Below are 17,921 nucleotides of genomic sequence, written 5' to 3'. Positions count from 1 at the left end.
GAACTTGGTATGAGCGCATTGGCGGAAATCCTGTTCGGCGGCCTGTTCCAAGGTTCGCTCTACGCCATGATGGCGGTCGGGCTCGCTTTGGTCTGGACGACGATCGGCGTGTTCAACTTCAGCCATGGCGTGTTCATGATGCTGGGCGCCTATGTCGCCTGGCAATTGGTGGAACTCGGCCTGCCGGCGGCGGTAGCCTTTCCCGTCGCCGTGGTCGTCATGGCCGGCGCCGGCTGGATCCTGCAGGCAAGCGTCGTCCGGCCGCTGATCGGCCGGCCCAACATCGTGCTGGTCGTCGTCATCACCACGCTTGCCGCCGGATCGCTGATCGAGAACGGAGCGCTCACCATCTGGGGGCCGCGCTCCAAGCAGATCCCGGCGCTGGTGGACGGCAACGCCACCATCGGCGGCGTCGGCGTTTCGCTGCACCAGATCGCCATCATCGTCATCACGCCGCTGATCCTGGCGGCGTTGTGGATGTTCCTCAACCGTTCGCGCCTCGGGCTGGCATTGCGTGCGGTCGCGCAGAACGAGGACGCCAGCCATCTGGTCGGCCTGAATGTCACCGCGCTCTACGGGCTGGCCTTCGCCATCGCCGCTTCGCTGGCGGGGCTCGCCGGCATCTTCATGGGCGGCTATCGCTTCATGTCGCCCGTGATGGGCTCAGACCCGCTGCTCAAGGCGCTGATCGTCGTCGTATTCGGCGGCATATCGAGCATATCGGGACCGATCTTCGCCGCCTATCTGATCGGCTTTTTCGAGGCCGCCTGCAGCTATTACTTCGGCCTCTACTGGACGCCGGCATTGCTGTTCGGCGTGCTGATCCTGACCCTGATGGTGCGCCCCGAGGGCATTTTCGCCAGCCGCTCGCGAGGCCTCGCATGACCGACACGACCTCGCCGATCACCCAGATCCGCACAGCGGCGGCAACCCCGATCGCACCTGGCCGCACGCCGTGGCAGCACGAAGCCATCGGCTTCGTGCTCGGCTTCGCCGTGCTGGCGCTGCTGCCGCTCGTCTTCGGCGACACCTATGCCCGCCACATCCTGATCATGGCCTTCATCTACGCCATCGTGGCGTCGAATTGGGATCTCAGCCTCGGCTATGGCGGCGTCTTCAATTTCGGTCATCTGGCGCTCTTCGGCATCGGCGTCTACGCCTACAGCCTGCTGACCAAGCTGGCCGGGCTCGATCCGTGGATCGCGCTGTTTTCCAGCGGCATCATCGCCACGCTTGCCGCGATCGTGGTGACCATCCCGATCCTGCGCCTGAAGGGCATCTATATCATCCTGGTCACCTTCGGCTTCGCGCAATTGGTCATGCAAGTGATCCTCAGCCAGTCCGACATCACCGGTGGCACGCAAGGGATCGTGCGTATCCCCGGCCTCTACTGGCTCGACCACAATATGGTCCGCGACGCCAAATTCGCCTATTTCTACATCGCGCTGGCGCTGCTGGTGGCGAGCACGCTGTTCCTGCGTGTGCTCGTGCGCTCGCGCGCCGGCGCCAGCATCGTGGCGCTGCGCGACAATGAGGAATACGCCGTCAGCCGCGGTGTCTCGATCGTGCGCCAACGCATGCTGACGCTTGCGGCAAGCGCCTTCTTCACCGGCATTGCCGGGGCCTTCTATGCCGCCTACCAGCGCAACGCCTCGATCGACGTGTTCGGCATGAGCCTGGCGACCATCATCCTGTCGATGGTGCTGCTGGGCGGCACCAGCACCATCTACGGCGCCATCGTCGCCTCTTTCGTGCTGACGGTCTTCGCCGAGTGGATGGCTGATTTCGGCGCATGGCGCCCGATGATCACGGCGGTTCTGATCATCGGCGTGATGCTGGCCTATCCCAGCGGACTGGCCGGCATGATCAAAGCGGCTTGGGGTGCCGTCGCCGGGCGGATCAACCGCCCGGCGTGACCGCCTGAAAAGCAAGCCTCTCAGCGCACGCCGCACCAGTCGATGACGGATGCCGCGATCACCTTGGCGGTCTCGACCACCGATTCCACTTCGACATATTCGTTGGCGCCATGGAAGCCGTCGCCCGACGGACCGAAAATGACACCGTCGACACCGGCGCCGGCATAGTGCGCAGCATCGCACACGGCGACGAAGCCGCTTGTCTGAGGCGCCTTGCCGATCGCCGCCTTGCGTTTCATCAGCGACGTCACCAACGGATGGTCGACCGGCGTGTTCATCGGCGGGAAATGCAGCCCGCCGAGCTCCCACTGGATGGCAGGCGGGTTGTCGCGCAACCAGGCGTCGGTTTGCGCGAAATGATGGACGAAATTCTCGAAATCGCGGCGATAGTCGGCTGAATTCTCATCCGGCAGAAACTTCATGTCGAGATCGAGCACGGCAACATCGGGGATGATGGCCGGGTTGGTCATCACCGTCGGCAGGCCGTGTTCGCCAAGGCCCGTTCCGCCATGCATGACACCGATGTTGATCGTGTTCATGCCGACCGGCAGCAGCGGATGGGACTTTGCCCGTGTCCGGTCGAGCTCGTATTGGCGGACGGCGGCAATGAACCGCGCCGCGATCTCGATGGCGTTGACACCCGGCTTCAGCCGGTCCTTGTCGTGCCGTTGCGGGTAGATTTCGTTGTAACGCAGCGCCGAATGCGCGTTGCGGCCACGGATCGTCACCCGCGCCCATTCGAGCCCGCCCTCGACCGGGAGGACATCGCCCCAGGTCGGCTCGGCGACAAGCACCGCTTTGGCGAGTTTGCCGTTCTTGACCGCGTCCATGGCGCCGAAGCCACCAGCCTCCTCGTCGACGACGGAGTGGACGGCCAACCGGCCTTGCAGTGTGATGCCCGCCTTGCGGATCGCGTGCGCGGCGGCGACGCAAGCCGCGACGCCGCCCTTCATGTCGACCGCGCCCCGGCCATAGAGCCGGCCATTCGTGATCTCACCGCCGAACGGATCGACCGACCAGTCCTTCATCTCGCCGACCGGCACGACATCGATATGCCCACACAGGATCAGGCTGCGCTCCTCGTTTCCAGCCCATTCGCCGACCAGATTGGGCCGGCCGGGCAAGGCGTCCCACTGTTCGGTCTTGAAGCCATCGTGCTTGAGGATCGGCTCCAGCAGAGCCTGGACATCCGCCTCGCGGTTGATCGCCGGATTGGCCTCGAATTTGGGATTGACCGAAGGGATGCGGACCATGTCGCGGACAAGCCCGATCAGCCAGTCGCGGTCTCTCTCGATTTCAGCCTGCACGGCATCGATGATCGTCTGGGCGTCAGCCATGGTTATTCCTTCCTCGCACCGCCGCGCCGGGCGCATCGATGCTATTTCCTGGTGGTTCTTGGTTTGACGGTTTCGTTGTCGGACGGCGACAAGGCGGCATCGAGGGTGACGGCATTGGCGCTGCGGATCTTCTCGATGTCCTCGATGCGCTTGCGCACCCCGGCGCCATGGCCTTCCAGCGCATGGGCGAAAACCGTCTCCATCTGAGCCACGGCGGTCGCCAGCGTGTCGAAGGGCGAGTTGGCGTCGATCGCCGCGACCATCGTCAGGTCGGCGATGTCAGCGATCGGCGACAGCCATACATCGGTGAACAGCAGTACGGAGACGCCGCGTTCCTTCGCCTGCCGCGCAAAGCTCACCACGTCCGACTGGTAGCGCCGATAGTCGAACACGACGAGAAGGTCGCGCTTGCCGAGGTCGATCAGCAAGTCGAAATCCGCCGGGCTCAACGAGCCGATGTCGCGCACGCCGGAGCGGAATTGCAGGAGATAGCCGGCGAGCATGGAGGCGATGTGGCGGCTGAAACGGCCGCCCAGCAGGACGACCTGGCCCTTGGTCTCGAGCAGCAAATTGACAGCGCGTGTATAGGCCTGCAGGGGGACCGCCGTGCGCGTGCGCTCCAGACTGTCGGAAACCGAATGGAAGTAGGCCAGTGCCGTGCCCTCGCTGGAGCCGCCGGGACGCTTGGCCTCCATCATCAGCAACGGCGAATGCAGTCTGGATTCGACTTCCGTCAGCAGCCGCGCCTGGAAATCGGCAAAGCCGACATAGCCGAGCTTGGTCATCAGGCGGGTCACGCTCGGGTCGCTGACTCCGGCGCGTCGCGCCAGCCGGGTCGCCGTTCCCAGCCCCGACATCGGATAGTCGGCGAGCAGGACCTGAACGATCTTTTCTTCCGCCGACGTGAAAGCCAAGGTGGTGTTGGCCAACTCTTCGCGGATCGACATGGTCATCGCCTCTCGCCAACGGAAAGACGATTACCTTACAATTTCATACAAGATTGTCAAATTTGGAAAATATCTTACAGACTTGCGCGTCGACCTATCTGAATCTGGCGATGGGCAGGAATTTCACAGCGGAGCCGGTGAAGCGGCGGTGATCGGACGTCTGTCCTCGTGGCTGGAAGCCATCGAGATAGACCTGCTCCGGCGCCGTGCGGATGAAATTGGCGGCAATGACGGTCGCCGCTGTCGAGCCGGTTCCGGTGATGCGGCGCCCGGTCTTAAGCGATTGGGCGGTCGGCGCCGCTGGCAGAACGACGGCGGTGGCTTCGGGATCGAGACGTGGCTGGACACGGTCGGCCTTGGGGCTGGTCCTGACACGGTCTTCAGGTTTCGATGCAGGGACTGCAATCCGCTGTCCAGCCAGCGAATCGAGGCTGTCATCGACGTGATGCGTGGCCAGCAAGGCACCGATTGCATCGGCAGATTTAGCCGCCTCCGGTTGACGCGCGGGGCCCGTCTGGTCTTGCGGTCGCCATGTCGGGACAGGGATGTTGAGCGCCAGCATGTCCGGACCGGCAATCGCGGGGGCGGCATTCATCCTGGCCACGGGATTTTCGGCACCGGTCGCCGCCGGTTCAACCCGCGCGGTGGATGCGCTGCTGGCTACGCCGAACGGCACGGCTTGCGGGATTGGAATGGTGGCGGCGAACCCGGTGCGCGGTGCGAAAGCGGGTATCGGCACCGTGCCGGGCGGCATCGCCATGACGATCGCTTCAGGCGACTTTGCAGACGTTTCTTCGGCCGGATCGGCGGAGGGGGTCTGGACGTCCGCCCGCTGGGCTGCCTCCGGGGCCACGATAGCAATGCCCTGGCCAGCCGTCTTGGAGTCGCCAGGCATCTTGGGATCACCGGCCGTTTTAGGTTCAACTGACTTGGTCGGCTTGCGTGGCGCAGGCGCCGCTTCCGCGGCATCGTCCGCTTCATCCGCGCCGCGCCCGCCCAAAAGCGTCGCCAGCAGGCCGCGCGCTGGCCTGCGTTGGCCGCGGTCGGCGCTGGCCAGTTCGATGTTGGGCGTGCCGGCGGCCTTGCGTGACTCGTAGGCGGCAAACGCCTGCTCGTAGCCAGGCAACGGTTTGCCGTCGCTCGGCACATGCAGCGTGTTGCCGTTCGGGAAGACCCTGGCGAGCTCCTGGCGGCTGATGCCAGGCCAATGCCGCACATTGCCGACATCCATATGAATGAACGGCGAACCGGAGGTCGGATAATAGCCGACGCCGCCGCCCTGCATCTTCAGGCCGATGTCGCGCAACTTCTTCAGCGGCACGTCAGGCAGGAAGAAGTCCATGGCGCGGCCAACCATGTGCTGGCTTTCGCGGGCCACGCCCTTCGAACGACCGCGCAGCATGGCGTTGGTGGCCGGCGAGCGATAGGCGCTGACCACATGGATATAGGCCGTCGAGCCGCTGGCGCGGTAAGCCTGCCAGACCAGGTCGAGCAGGCGCGGGTCCATCCTGGTCGGCTCGTTGCGGCGCCAGTCGCGCAGCATGAAGTTGATCTTCTTCAGGCCCGCCTGATCGTAGCGCCCATCGCGCTTGAAGACGATCTCGGCCTTCTCGCCCGTATGAAGATGCTGAATCCGCAGGGCGCGCGTCTCGGCGAACGCATCGGTGACACACATGCAAAGCAACGCCATCGCAATGGCCGGCAACCATGTCCAACGACGGGAAGCGCCGAGCGGGTTTTGTTCGCTTTCAATCCCATTCATGCCTTGCACATCGTTCCTGTTTGAGGCGATTTGGCTTCGCTCAGATGAGGAGCTTTCGTTCAGCACTCTCCCCGGCCATGACTTGACCAGCCGGACAGGCAGCCGTCCGACAACCCGTCATGTCGAAGAACAGCATCTTGGTTAACGAATCGTGTCATGCCGCGCATGCGTTCGACCGATGAGGGCGCGCCACCGGCAAGCACCATAGGCCTGTTCACATTGCCGGCGGCCATCGATTGGTGATGAAATTGTGCTGCCGCGCCTTGTCGATCGGCCTCGCGGGGACGCCGACCGCGGTGCTCCCCGCCGGAATATTCCTAGTGACAACGGCACCCGCGCCGATAAGCGAGCGGCTGCCGATCGTGACCTCCTCTACGATGCACACGTTTGGGCCGATATAGACCTCGTCCCCTATCGACGCGGATTTGCCAAGCGTCGCCCCGATCGTCACATACTGGGATATGTTGCAGTTGTTGCCGATCGTTGCCGTATGATGGACCACGCACGGGCCGCCATGGCCTATGTAGAAGCCATGGCCGATGCTGGTCTCCACGGGGATTTGTATGCCGAATTTCCTCATCTTCAGCGAGAGGAAGAGACGGGCTATCCGGCACACGACGGAATTGTCCGACTGCGCGATCCGGTGCCCGGCGCATGCTGTGACTTCATCGCCTGTCCGTGCCGGAAAGACGGTGTCACAGGCCGCGTTGTTTGCAGGGTGTCTGGTGCTGCGAGAGAGGATTGAACTCTGGCTTAAATTAATAAAATCAATGATTTATCAGCCATTTTGTAACATTGTGACGACCGTCAGAATGACCGCGCATAGCCTTCGAATCAATGGGCGTGTTTGCCTCCACGAGGCGCTCTTCAACCTCTAGTATCATCGGCTGAATAGAAGCTGGGCGCGCCGCCAACGTGCTCGTAGACTTCCGCGACATTGCCAGAGGTCACTGCTACGCCCGGGAGCACAATCCACGGCGGCACAGCATTGCCGGTCAGCCCGACAATCGTCGCCGTGGCCGCTATCTCGCCCTGTTCGAAAGGCCGTTGCGCCGCAACGCCCTTGACGATCGTTCCTTCGAGAAGGGCCTCAGCGATCGCGCTACCAAGATCCACCGTGGTCATAACCGGGATCCGGGAGCGGCCAGAAAAAACCGGCAGCGATGCGACTGCTGGCTCGTCCCAGACGACGAACATTCCGTCAAGATCGGGATTGGCATCGAGGTAGGGGCCGACTGCGCTGCCGGCATTTGCTGGCACGTCGAACTTCAGCTGCGTCAGCGTGATGTCCGGGCGCTCGTGCCGCATCCACTTGCCGAAAGCGATCTCACGCTGCGCTGTCGCGAAGAAGTCGACGTTGTAGGCAACCACGCAGACTTTGCCGTTCTGCCGGATGTGCGGCGAAATCAGACTGGCGGCGATCTGGCCAAGGCCAAAATTGTCCGACGATATGACGCTTACATAGTCGGTCTCTTGAAGCAGGCCGGAAGGCGCGTTGTCGAGTAGGACGAGCTTGATCCCGGCGACCGCCAGTTTGCGGAAAGCTGCGGCCACGGCCGTGCTTCCGACGGGGATACTGATCACGGCATCGGGTTTCGATTGCACCAACCGTTCGATCGCTGCGATCTGGGTGGCTGCGTCGTAGCCGCAATCGACGATGTCGACGACGACGGCGCCCGCCTGCTCCAAGCCTGCCTTGATGCCCGCGATCTGACGCTGCGCCCAGTCCGAAGCGGTCGTGTGCAGCACGATTGCCACGTGGAAGGCCCTTTCCCTGGCGCGTTCCAGCATGTCGGCAGACGGGCGCAGCAATTCGGGAGATGCCGGCCGTTCGCCATGTGGTCCCAGGCCTGCAACCAGCGGACGCGCTAGGGACGAAACTGGCAACACACATCCGGGTGGCATTGCCGCATCAGCTCTCTGCATCCCGTTGCTCCTCCCATCCGCCACCTCTGCGGGCAGCTGTATTGAATCAAACCTACCGCAGGGGTTCGGGTTTGCAAGCGCCACGGCTTATCGCGGCGACTGCGCGACAGCTGGTCGGGCGGGCCGCACGCTCAACCGCCTGTCGTCGCCGTCTTCTCGACCCCAGCCAGCAAGTTGGCAACCCCGGCGTGGGCAAGCGGCGTGCCCGATACGATCCATTCGCTGAGGAACGCGGGGGCGAACAGTTCAGTCACGGCGACGGCTGCGGCGCCAACAAGTCCAGCCGACCTTCCCATGCGCGAATGAACAATACTGATATCGCGGCTGATGAGCGGCTGCGCGTGCCCGTAGATACCCTCGCGGATCGCCGCCAAGCAGATGTCGCCCGTTTGGGACAGTTCGCCGCCGAGAACGATCATCGACGGGTTGAGGATATTGGCCAGCGTCGCCAGGACGGTGCCGATCAGCCGTCCGGACTGCGCCAGCAGATCGGCCGAGAACGGGTCGCCGAGGCGGGCCGCCGTGCCAATGTCGGCAGCCGTCACCGTCCCGGTTGCGGCGAGCGTTTCGCCGAGAAGACGGCTTCGCCCCTGTTCTGCCGCTAGTAGGCCGGCCTGGGCGATAGCATCGCAGCCGGCGACGGTTTGCAGGCAGCCAACATTGCCGCAACCGCAAATGCGCTTGTGCGGCTCGCCGGCGTAAACATGCCCTATCTGTCCCGCTATGCCTTGCGCGCCACGATGCAGGCGGCCGTCGACAACTATGCCGGCGGTGATATCCGAGCCAAGGTCGACATAGAGCATGTCGCGGCTGGCTTCCGCTGACAAGGCGCTGAGTTCACCCATGGTTTCCATCTGCACGGCGCCCCGCACCCAGACCGGCGCCTGGAAACGATGTATCAAACGTTCCAGAAGCTTCGCCTCGTCCCACGCAGGCATCGCGCTAAGCTTAGGGATCGCCAGGCTTTTCGAGTCCTTCTGCTCTACCGCACCCGGCGCTCCCAGCCCAATCGCCCACAGCGGAGCACCATCCTTGCCGAGCGACCAGTTGAACAGCGCCTCGAGCCGATCGAACAGTGCCTGTGCTGGGGAAGCGGCGTCGAAATCCTCGTAGTGCTCAAGGATGAGTCGCCCGTCCAGATCGGCGAGACCAAGGCTGATGGTGTCGCCGTCGATATTGGCAACCAGAATGCGCGCGGCCTCCGATCGAAACCGCACCAGACGCGGCGCGCGCCCGCCTATGGAGCGCCCGACACCGCCTTCGTCGACAAGGCCGAAGGCAGCAAGCGTCGACAGGCGGTCCGTGACCACGGCGCGGCCGAGCCGGGCCTCTCGTTCGAGGTCGAGGCGAGTGCAAGGTTCACTGGATCGCAGAATGTTGAGAAGCGAAACAAGACTCTGGCGTTCGGCTTCGAGGGCTTTTACGCGGTCCGTCGTCGCCAGAGAGCCCGTCTCTCCGGATCGATCTGCATCCGCAACTGCGGTGCGTCCCAAGCCAGTCCTAGCCACAGCCGATTGCTCCTTCGTCGTCCAACATGGACGAGCGCTTTCAGAAGACGCAATGCCTAATTTTGTCGCTAACACAGAAAAGTAAATTGACTTTTGATTTTTATCAACTAAAGATACGTTTTCAAATGCAAAAGCATATCGGGCCGTGTCGGAGGAGACGCCATGACTGCTTGGAAGCTGGCCTATCATGCCAATTGCTGGGGTCCACTTGGGGGCGACGCCGTTGGCGTTACCTCAATCAACCGATTGACCTACCGGACGTTCGGGGACATGGCCGTGGCCGCGCGCGATATTGCAGCAGCGGGCTATGATGGCATCGAGTTCTTCGACGGCAATGTAGTCGAAAGCGCAGGCGACGATTACGCCGCCATCCGCAAGATCCTCGCCGACACCGGGCTGTCTCTGGTCTCGGTCTATGCCGGCGGCAACTTCATCTTCAAGGACATCCTTGACGAAGAACTGGCACGCGTCACCAAGGCAGCGGACGCAGCGCGGGTGCTCGGCGCCGAGCACCTGGTTGTTGGCGGCGGCGCGCGGCGCCACGACAGGACGCGGCAAGGCGATTACGATGCCTTGGCTTCAGCGCTCGACAAGGTGATGGCAATCGCTGCGGAGCACGGCCTGAAAGCTCACTACCACCCCCATCTGTCCACCATCGTTGAGAACCCCGACGAAGTGCGGACGATCTTCGGCAAGACCGCGATCGGGTTCTGTCCGGACACGGCGCATTTGGCCGCTGCCGGAGGCGACGTGGCAGCTATGGTGCGCGAGCACGCGTCACGCATTTCCTACGTCCACCTCAAGGGTTGGCAGCGCGACCCGTTCGCCTTCGTGCCGGTCGGCCGGGGCGATTGCGACAACGGCGCCGTGATCCGGGCCCTGAAGGACATCAGTTACACGGGTTGGATCTGCAACGAACTCGACGCTTGGGCCGATCCTGCCGCCGGGGCGCGGGAAAGCCATGCCTTTGTGCAAACGGAACTGGCGAAAGCCTGAAGTTACCGACCGGCATTGACGCCGGAAGCGCCTGTAACTGCAAGAACGAAAACCAAACAACATCAGGGAGGAAACACCATGCGCATGAAAACCTTGCTTCGGTCGACGGCAATCTGTCTGACGCTCTGCCTCGGCCTTGTCTCGAACGCGGCCTATGCCACTGATCCCGCCCAGGCGCTGACCGAGATCGGCCAGCATGTGATGAGCCTCGGACCGAACGGCGAGAAGCCGGAAGCCGCCTCGACCGTCAAGCTCACCGATGAGGAACTGGCCAAGATCAAGGAGATGCATGCCAAGGCCGCCATAGTCATGCACTATGCCGGCAACGACTGGTCGCAGGCGCAGATCGAAGGCCTCAAGGCGCAGTTCGCCACCATGGGGATCGAAATCATCGCCGTCACCGACGCAGGCTTCAAGCCCGACAAGCAGGTGTCCGACCTCGAGACCGTCATGGCGCAGAAGCCCAATATCATCGTGTCGATTCCGACCGACCCGGTCGCGACCGCAGCGGCCTACAAGGCGGCCGCCGACGCCGGCGCCAAGCTCGTGTTCATGGATAACGTGCCGAAAGGCTTCGTGGCCGGCAAGGACTACGTCAGCTCCGTTTCCGCAGACAACTACGGCAACGGCGTCGCCACAGCGCACCTGCTGGCGCAGGCACTTGGCGGCAAGGGCGATGTCGGACTGATCTTCCATGCAGCCGACTTCTTCGTCACCAAGCAGCGCTACGACGCAGTCAAGAAGACGCTGGCCGAGAACTATCCGGACATCCACGTCGTCGCAGAGCAAGGTATCGGCGGTCCCGACTTCTCAGGCGATGCTGAGAAGGCCGCCGGCGCCCTGCTCGTCGCCCATCCCAGCATCAAGGGCATCTGGGCAGTGTGGGATGTGCCCGCGGAAGGCGTCATCTCCGCAGCCCTCACCAATGGCCGGGACGACCTGGTGATCGTCAATTGCGACCTCGGTGAAAACGTCGCCATCAACATGGCGGCCGACGGTCCGGTAAAGGGCCTGTCGGCGCAGCGGCCCTACGACCAGGGCGTGACCGAGGCAATGCTGGCCGGCTATGGCCTGCTCGGAAAGCAGGCGCCGGCCTATGTCGCGCTGCCGGCGCTGCCGGTAACCAAGGCCAATCTCGCCGATGCCTGGCAGCAGGTCTACCACAAGCCGGTCACCGACAAGATCAAGCAAAGCATGCAGTAGACTTCGCACACAGGTCCTCCCGGTGGCGATGGTTCGGCCTAGTTCGAGCAGAAGCGCAGCGTTTCTGTCCGACAGGCCGAACCATTCCTCCTACCAGACGCAAACCTTTGTTTTGCCCTAGGTGTTGTCATGAACACTGCCAATGCAGCCGAAGCCGTCCGAATGCGAAATGTCAGCATGCGTTTCGGCGGTGTCCGGGCGCTCGACGACGTTCATCTCGACGTTAGCCCGGGCGAAGTGCACGCACTCGTCGGTGAGAACGGCGCCGGCAAGTCGACAATCCTGAAAATTCTCCGCGGCGTGCAGCCGCCAACCTCCGGCACGGTCGAGATCGGCGGCGTGCCGCTAGCCACCTTCACCGCCGAGGCCGCGCGCAATGCCGGTGTCGCTATGGCGTTCCAGGAAATGAGCCTTATTCCGACGCTGACGGTGGCGCAGAACATCTTCCTCAACCGTGAGATCATGACCAGCTCCGGGCTCATCGACGACAGAACCGCTGTAGCCGAATCGCGAAAACTTTTCACGCGCATGGGCGTCGAGATCGACCCCAGCGCCAAGGTCTCCGACATTCCGGCTGGACACCGACAGCTGACCGAGATCGTCAAGGCGACCTCGCAACCGTGCAAGGTTTTGGTGCTGGACGAGCCAACCACCGCGCTGTCGCAGAACGAGGTCGAGCGGCTGTTCGACTACGTGCGCCAGCTTCGCGGCCAGGGCGTCGCAATCGTCTATGTCTCGCACCGCATGGACGAGATCTTCCGCATCGCGGACCGCGCTACCATCTTGCGCGACGGCAAGCACATCATCACAGCGCCGATGTCAGAATTTACGCTGGAATCGATGATCGCCCATATCATCGGCCGACGCTCTCGCGGCTTCTCCGACGTGGTGCGCGAGACGGCGACTATCGGCGAAGTGCTGCTCGAAACACGCGACCTTTCGGGCTCCGGCAAGCCGATCGGTATCGATCTGACGCTTCGCCGCGGCGAGGTGGTCGGCGTCGCTGGCCTGCTGGGCAGTGGCCGCTCGTCGCTGGCGCGCGTGCTGGCCGGGGTCCAGCCGATGGCTAGTGGCGAGATCCTGATCAAAGGTAAGGCAGTTTCGATCGCCAGGCCGCGAGATGCCATCGACGCCGGCATTGCACTGGTGCCGGAAGACCGTGCCCGGCAGGGGTTCGTCGCCTTCCATTCGGTGGAAAGCAACATCGACCTGCCCAACCTTGATCGCCTTTCGACGAAGACATGGGTCGATCGAAGCAAGTCGGCGGCACTGGCCGAAAGCTCGATCCAGCGCCTGCGCATCAAGACCGACTCGCGCAAGGCGACCATCAGGACGCTGTCGGGCGGCAATGCGCAGAAGGTCGTCATCGCCAAATGGCTGGCGACCGAACCGGAGGTGCTGATCCTCGACGAACCAACCGCCGGCATCGATATCGGTTCGAAATCGGAGATCGTGACGCTGATCCGCAACCTCGCCAAATCTGGCAAGGCAATCCTGGTTCTGTCGTCGGAGCTTCAGGAACTGCTCGCCGCTTGCGATCGCATCCTAGTGATGTCGGAAGGCCGCATCGTGCGCGACATCGCCCGTCACGACCTCGACGACGCCACCAAGGCGGACTCGATCGACAGCCTTCAGCACGCCGAACAGAAACTCAACAAATTCATGCAGGAAGCCCGCGGAGGAACCATCCAATGACCGACAGGGCCGCATCAGCCAGCAAATTCTCGGCACTGGCCAACTGGCGTGAATACATCATCTACATCGGTTTCCTGGTGATCTTCCTCGTCTTTGCCGCGACGCTGGGCGACAGGGGCTTTCTCGACCCCAACAACCTGTTGAACATCATCCGTCAGACCGCGATCATTGCCGTGGTCTCGGTGACGATGACCTTTGTGCTCAGCACCGGCGAGATCGACCTGTCGGTCGGTGCTGTCGCCGGCCTCGCTTCCGTCGCCACGGCAATGGGCATCGACCAGTTCGGCATCGCTGGCGGCATCCTTTACGGCCTGGGCACCGGCGTCGTCGTCGGCGCCGTCAATGGCTGGCTGACCACCGGCATCGGCATTCCTTCGTTCCTCACCACGCTGGCCATGATGGGCATCGCACGCGGCGTCGCCATGTGGATCAGCGGCACGGCGGCGATCCCCATACTGAGCAAGCCCTACGCGGCGATCTTCGGCGCCGGTAACCTCGGCCCGATACCAAGCCTGCTGATCTGGGTGGCAATCATCGGCATCGCGGGCCACATCGTGCTTCGCCGCACCACGTTCGGACGGCGCGTGCTGGCCACCGGCGGCAACGAGACATCGGCACGCTACTCCGGGGTCAACACCGGCTCTATCAAGTTCCGCGTGCTGATGCTGTCGTCCGTGGCGGCCGCCTTTGCCGGCATGCTCTATGCAGGCCGTCTCCATTCCGGCCGCTTCCAGTTCGGCGAAGGCGACGAGCTTTCGGTGATCGCCGCAGCCGTGCTTGGCGGCACCAGCCTGTTCGGCGGTGCAGGCACAGTGGTCGGCTCTATCATGGGCGCGCTGATGATCGGCCTGATCAACAACGGTCTCGTGCTGATGGGACTGGAATTCAGCCAGCAGCTGATCGCTCGTGGCGCCATCATCATCATTGCAGTCGCCATCAGCCAGACGCGCAAGCGTTAGACGGAGCGCAGGAGACCACAGGCTGGGCCTTGCCAGGCATCAGGCTTGTAGCGCGCTGGCCCGAAGCGTCGACCCCGAAAAGATAATCGCAGCAAGGGACATGCCATGTCTGACACCTTCCTCAATCCGCATCAGCGCGCCACGGTGGAGGCCGCGATGGCCCGCATAATTCCAACCGACGACACGCCGGGCGCACGCGAAGCCGGCTGCGTGGACTTCGTCGACCGCTATCTCTCCGGCATCGGCTATATCTTCGCCAAGCCCGACGGCTCAGGCTTCGAAGTTCTCGAAGGCGCATCGGCCAAGGCCTGGATGCAGCGCGTCGAAATCATGCGCGAACGCTATGTCGCCGGACTGCTCGACCTCGACGCCCGCGCCCAAGAGAGATTTTCGGCCAACTTCGTCGCGCTGGCGCCACAGCAGCAGGACGATATTCTTCATGAGTTGGAGCAAGCCGGCACGGGTGCGCCGACGACGCTCGCCGTCAACGATGCGCTCGCTGGTCCGGTTTCGCCCCAACCCGCGCTGCAGCAGACCTCAACGGAGGTCGATCTCGATTTCCTGCCGCTGCTGGTCACCCACACCCGCCAGGGTTTTTATGCCGACCCCATCTATGGCGGTAACAGGAACCGGATCGGCTGGAGGGTGATCGGCTTTCCAGGCCCCGCCTCGCTAAAGGATGTCCACACCGGCCGCTACACCACGCTGCAGTATTTCGCCGACGGCGAAGCCGAAAAGGTCAGGGAGTTCCACGATGGCCTATAAGAGAAAACCCGCGAGAACCGACGTCGTCATCATTGGCGCCGGCGCGTCCGGCGCCGCCGCCGCCAAGGTGCTTTGCGAAGCCGGTGTCAAGGTCGTGGCCCTCGAAAAGGGGCCGTGGCGGAAGAAGGAAAGCTTTGGCGGTGACGAGCTCGCCAACATCAATCGCTACAATCTATGGCCGGACCCGATCCTCAATCCGCGCACATGGCGCGAGACCGCCGCCGACGACGCGCGTTCCGAAATGTTCTGCCCGGTGCCGCAGATGGTTGGCGGCGGCACCGTCCACTGGCAGGGTTGGTTGCCGCGCTTCACCGAGAACGATTTCCGCCTGCGCACCGTGGCCGGCGACCTGCCGGGCACCAGCCTTGCCGACTGGCCGATCACCTACGACGAGCTCGAGCCTTACTATCTCAAGGTTGAATGGGCATTTGGCGTGTCCGGCCAGCCCGGCGCCAACAAATTCGAGTCGCACCGCTCGGGCGGCTATCCGTGTCCGCCAATGCCGATGTCGCGCTATGCACAGAAGTTCATCAAGGGCTGCAACGCGCTTGGCTGGAACGCCTTCCCGACGCCGCAGGCCGCCTTGTCGCGCCCTTTCAACGGTCGCAAGGCGACAGTGGTCAGCGCTTTTGCACAACAGCACGGGGACCCGACCGGAACGCGCTCGTCGGCGCTCAACGTCTTCATCCCGGAAGCCGTTGCAACCGGCAATTTCGAGTTGCGGCCGGATTGCGTGGTTCGCGAACTCACTCTGGACAGCCAAGGCAACATCAAGGCAGCGATCTACCAGGACGCTGACGGCGACACCATCGAGCAAGAGGCCGATCTGTTCATCCTTGCCTGCGGCGCGATGGAAACGGCACGCCTGATGCTGTTGTCGAAGTCCGGACGCTTCCCGACCGGCGTAGCCAATGGCAGCGACATGGTCGGGCGCAACGTTACCTTTCACGAATACTCGGCTGCGGTCGGCACCTATGACGATCCGGTCTATGCTTGGGCCGGCGGCGGCTATGTCAGCGCTTCGACCTTCCAACATTACGAGCACGACGCATCGCGCGGGTTCGTCTCCGGCGGGCACATCGCGGTGGCGGGCGTCGGTATCCCCCTCCCGATCAACTGGCGCATGCCAGGCACGCCATCATGGGGCGCTGAGGCCAAGAAGAACGACCGTGACCACTTCAGCCATTCGCTGGCGATTGCCATGGTGCTGCACGACATGCCCCAGCACGACAATCGCATAGACCTCGACGAAACGGTGGTCGACGCCTGGGGACTGCCGGTCGCGCGCGTGACACTGAAGCCGCACCAGAACGATCTCGACCAGGGACGCTACCTGATCGATCGCGGTGCCGACATTCTGGAGGCCAGCGGCGCTTTGACCATCCGCAAGGTCTATGCCGACCGCGTCACCGGCAATTGCTCGCACCAGCATGGCACGGCTCGTATGGGCGACGACGGAGCGACCTCGGTGCTCAACAGATGGTGCCGGGCGCACGAGGTCGAGAACCTCTACGCAGTCGACGGATCGCCTTTCCCGACCGGCACAGGCGCCAACCCGACGCTGACCATCATGGCCAATGCCTGGCGCGTCGCCGACAAGATCATCGCCGAACGGGGAGCAGCAGCTTGATGGCCGGCGGGAGACCTCCAAGGTCTACCGCCCGCCACGTCCCCGATCGACCGCAGCAATGGAGAGCGCCATGAGCGGCGGCAACCGTTTCGCTGGAAGGCGTGGCCGCATCCGTCTGGGAATGGTAGGCGGCGGCGAAGGAGCCTTCATCGGCGCGGTGCACCGCATCGCCGCCCGCCTCGACGACCGCTACGACCTGGTCGCGGGAGCGTTGTCCTCGGACGCGGCGCGCGCGGCACGATCCGCTGCGCTGCTCGGTCTCGACCCGACCCGCAGCTATGCCGATTTCACTGGCATGGCGCGCAGCGAGGCCTCCCGACCCGACGGCATCGAAGCGGTCTCGATCGTCACCCCCAATCACATGCACGCGCCGGCTATCCGCGCCTTTCTCGATGCGGGCATCCATGTCATTTGTGACAAGCCGCTGACGACGACGCTGGCCGAGGCGCTGTCGCTGCGGGAGGCGGCGCGGGTTTCTGGGCTGGTCGTGGCGCTGACCCATACCTATACTGGTTATCCCATGCTCCGGCAGGCCCGCGCCATGGTCCGCAACGGTGACCTGGGCGACATCCGCATCGTCCAGGTCGAATACACGCAGCACTGGCTGGCGACGAAACTCGAGGACGGCGGCAACAAGCAGGCCGAGTGGCGCTCGGATCCAGCACGCTCGGGCGCGGGCGGCTCAATTGGCGACGTTGGCACCCATGCTTTCAATCTTGCCGGTTTCGTCACCGGGCTTGAGCCTGACGCACTATGTGCCGAGCTTACCACCTTCGTGGCAGGACGGCGGCTTGACGACAACGCCCAGATAATGTTGCGCTATGAAAACGGCGCGCGCGGCAGTCTCTGGTGCAGCCAGGTCGCTATCGGCAACGAGAATGAGGTCAGTCTTCGCGTTTATGGCTCGAAGGGAGCGCTGGAATGGAAGCAGCGCGACGCGAATCAGCTGGTCTGGTCGTCGCTCGGCCAGAACCGGCAAATCATTACCCGCAACGGCGCCGGCGCGGATGAATCAAACAGACGTGCCTCGCGCGTTCCGGCTGGTCACCCGGAAGGTTACCTAGAAGCTTTCGCCACCCTGTATCGTGAAGTCGCCGAGGCGATTGTCGTCATGCGCCAGGGCAGGTCGCGTGCGCCCGAAACGCTGTTCCCAACCGTCGACGACGGCGTAAAGGGCCTGGCTTTCATCGACGCCGCCATTCGTTCGTCGATTGCAGGAGGCGTCTGGACAAGATTGTGACGAGTGCCTTGCGGATCATGGTCGATCTGGGCAGCGA

Annotated in this window: 15 protein-coding genes; 9 read left to right on the top strand and 6 right to left on the bottom strand. The window is 63.4% G+C overall.

Features of this window, described 5'->3' with window-relative positions:
* The first annotated feature begins 9 nt into the window (after nt 1-9).
* Together FJ954_RS06160 and FJ954_RS06155 are read left to right on the top strand one after the other, a co-directional pair.
* Nucleotides 10-885, top strand: a complete 876-nt coding sequence (locus FJ954_RS06160) for a branched-chain amino acid ABC transporter permease (protein ID WP_140660772.1) — start codon at nt 10-12, stop codon at nt 883-885.
* Nucleotides 882-1,916 carry a branched-chain amino acid ABC transporter permease gene (locus FJ954_RS06155; RefSeq protein WP_140660771.1) on the top strand — a complete coding sequence of 345 codons (1,035 nt, stop codon included), beginning with the start codon at nt 882-884 and terminating at the stop codon, nt 1,914-1,916. The genes FJ954_RS06160 and FJ954_RS06155 overlap by 4 nt, the downstream gene beginning before the upstream one ends.
* Nucleotides 1,917-1,936: 20 nt before the next feature.
* Here the strand turns inward: FJ954_RS06155 and FJ954_RS06150 are convergent, their stop codons facing one another.
* The 6 genes from FJ954_RS06150 to FJ954_RS06125 form a co-directional block, all read right to left on the bottom strand.
* Nucleotides 1,937-3,253 carry an ArgE/DapE family deacylase gene (locus FJ954_RS06150; protein WP_140614679.1) on the bottom strand — a complete coding sequence of 439 codons (1,317 nt, stop codon included), beginning with the start codon at nt 3,251-3,253 and terminating at the stop codon, nt 1,937-1,939.
* A gap of 41 nt (nt 3,254-3,294) precedes the next feature.
* The gene (locus FJ954_RS06145; protein ID WP_140615407.1) at nt 3,295-4,200 is read right to left on the bottom strand and encodes a MurR/RpiR family transcriptional regulator; all 906 of its coding nucleotides are present in this window, start codon (nt 4,198-4,200) and stop codon (nt 3,295-3,297) included.
* Between the two features lie 94 nt (nt 4,201-4,294).
* The gene (locus FJ954_RS06140; protein ID WP_140660770.1) at nt 4,295-5,962 is read right to left on the bottom strand and encodes a DUF882 domain-containing protein; all 1,668 of its coding nucleotides are present in this window, start codon (nt 5,960-5,962) and stop codon (nt 4,295-4,297) included.
* 214 nt (nt 5,963-6,176) lie between these two features.
* Nucleotides 6,177-6,578: a serine acetyltransferase gene (locus FJ954_RS06135; RefSeq protein ID WP_140660769.1), complete on the bottom strand. Its 402-nt coding sequence runs from the start codon at nt 6,576-6,578 to the stop codon at nt 6,177-6,179.
* A 251-nt stretch (nt 6,579-6,829) separates the two neighbouring features.
* On the bottom strand, nt 6,830-7,720 hold the full coding sequence (locus FJ954_RS06130; RefSeq protein ID WP_181177761.1) for a substrate-binding domain-containing protein: 891 nt from the start codon (nt 7,718-7,720) through the stop codon (nt 6,830-6,832).
* 299 nt (nt 7,721-8,019) lie between these two features.
* Nucleotides 8,020-9,585 (bottom strand): ROK family protein, encoded by a 1,566-nt coding sequence (locus FJ954_RS06125; protein ID WP_140660767.1) that lies wholly within the window; start codon nt 9,583-9,585, stop codon nt 8,020-8,022.
* Nucleotides 9,586-9,666: 81 nt separating this feature from the next.
* On the opposite strand from FJ954_RS06125, the gene FJ954_RS06120 reads away from it, so the two are divergent.
* From FJ954_RS06120 to FJ954_RS06090, 7 genes are all read left to right on the top strand, one after another.
* A complete protein-coding gene (locus tag FJ954_RS06120) occupies nt 9,667-10,392 on the top strand; it encodes a sugar phosphate isomerase/epimerase family protein (RefSeq protein WP_224713084.1) in 726 nt (241 codons plus the stop codon).
* A 78-nt stretch (nt 10,393-10,470) separates the two neighbouring features.
* Complete coding sequence (locus FJ954_RS06115; RefSeq protein WP_140660765.1) at nt 10,471-11,595, top strand: substrate-binding domain-containing protein; 1,125 nt, start codon at nt 10,471-10,473, stop codon at nt 11,593-11,595.
* A gap of 162 nt (nt 11,596-11,757) precedes the next feature.
* The gene (locus tag FJ954_RS06110; RefSeq protein WP_246681027.1) at nt 11,758-13,290 is read left to right on the top strand and encodes a sugar ABC transporter ATP-binding protein; all 1,533 of its coding nucleotides are present in this window, start codon (nt 11,758-11,760) and stop codon (nt 13,288-13,290) included.
* Nucleotides 13,287-14,249 carry an ABC transporter permease gene (locus FJ954_RS06105; protein ID WP_140660763.1) on the top strand — a complete coding sequence of 321 codons (963 nt, stop codon included), beginning with the start codon at nt 13,287-13,289 and terminating at the stop codon, nt 14,247-14,249. The genes FJ954_RS06110 and FJ954_RS06105 overlap by 4 nt, the downstream gene beginning before the upstream one ends.
* Nucleotides 14,250-14,354: 105 nt before the next feature.
* Nucleotides 14,355-15,014 (top strand): gluconate 2-dehydrogenase subunit 3 family protein, encoded by a 660-nt coding sequence (locus FJ954_RS06100; protein WP_140660762.1) that lies wholly within the window; start codon nt 14,355-14,357, stop codon nt 15,012-15,014.
* Nucleotides 15,004-16,644 (top strand): GMC family oxidoreductase, encoded by a 1,641-nt coding sequence (locus tag FJ954_RS06095; protein ID WP_140660761.1) that lies wholly within the window; start codon nt 15,004-15,006, stop codon nt 16,642-16,644. Before FJ954_RS06100 ends, FJ954_RS06095 begins: the two co-directional genes overlap by 11 nt.
* A gap of 70 nt (nt 16,645-16,714) precedes the next feature.
* Nucleotides 16,715-17,884, top strand: a complete 1,170-nt coding sequence (locus FJ954_RS06090; RefSeq protein WP_246681026.1) for a Gfo/Idh/MocA family oxidoreductase — start codon at nt 16,715-16,717, stop codon at nt 17,882-17,884.
* The last annotated feature ends 37 nt before the right edge of the window (nt 17,885-17,921 follow it).

The sequence above is a fragment of the Mesorhizobium sp. B2-3-15 genome (assembly GCF_006442875.1).
In the GTDB taxonomy this organism is placed as follows: domain Bacteria; phylum Pseudomonadota; class Alphaproteobacteria; order Rhizobiales; family Rhizobiaceae; genus Mesorhizobium; species Mesorhizobium australicum.
This window is presented reverse-complemented; position numbering and strand designations above follow the sequence as displayed.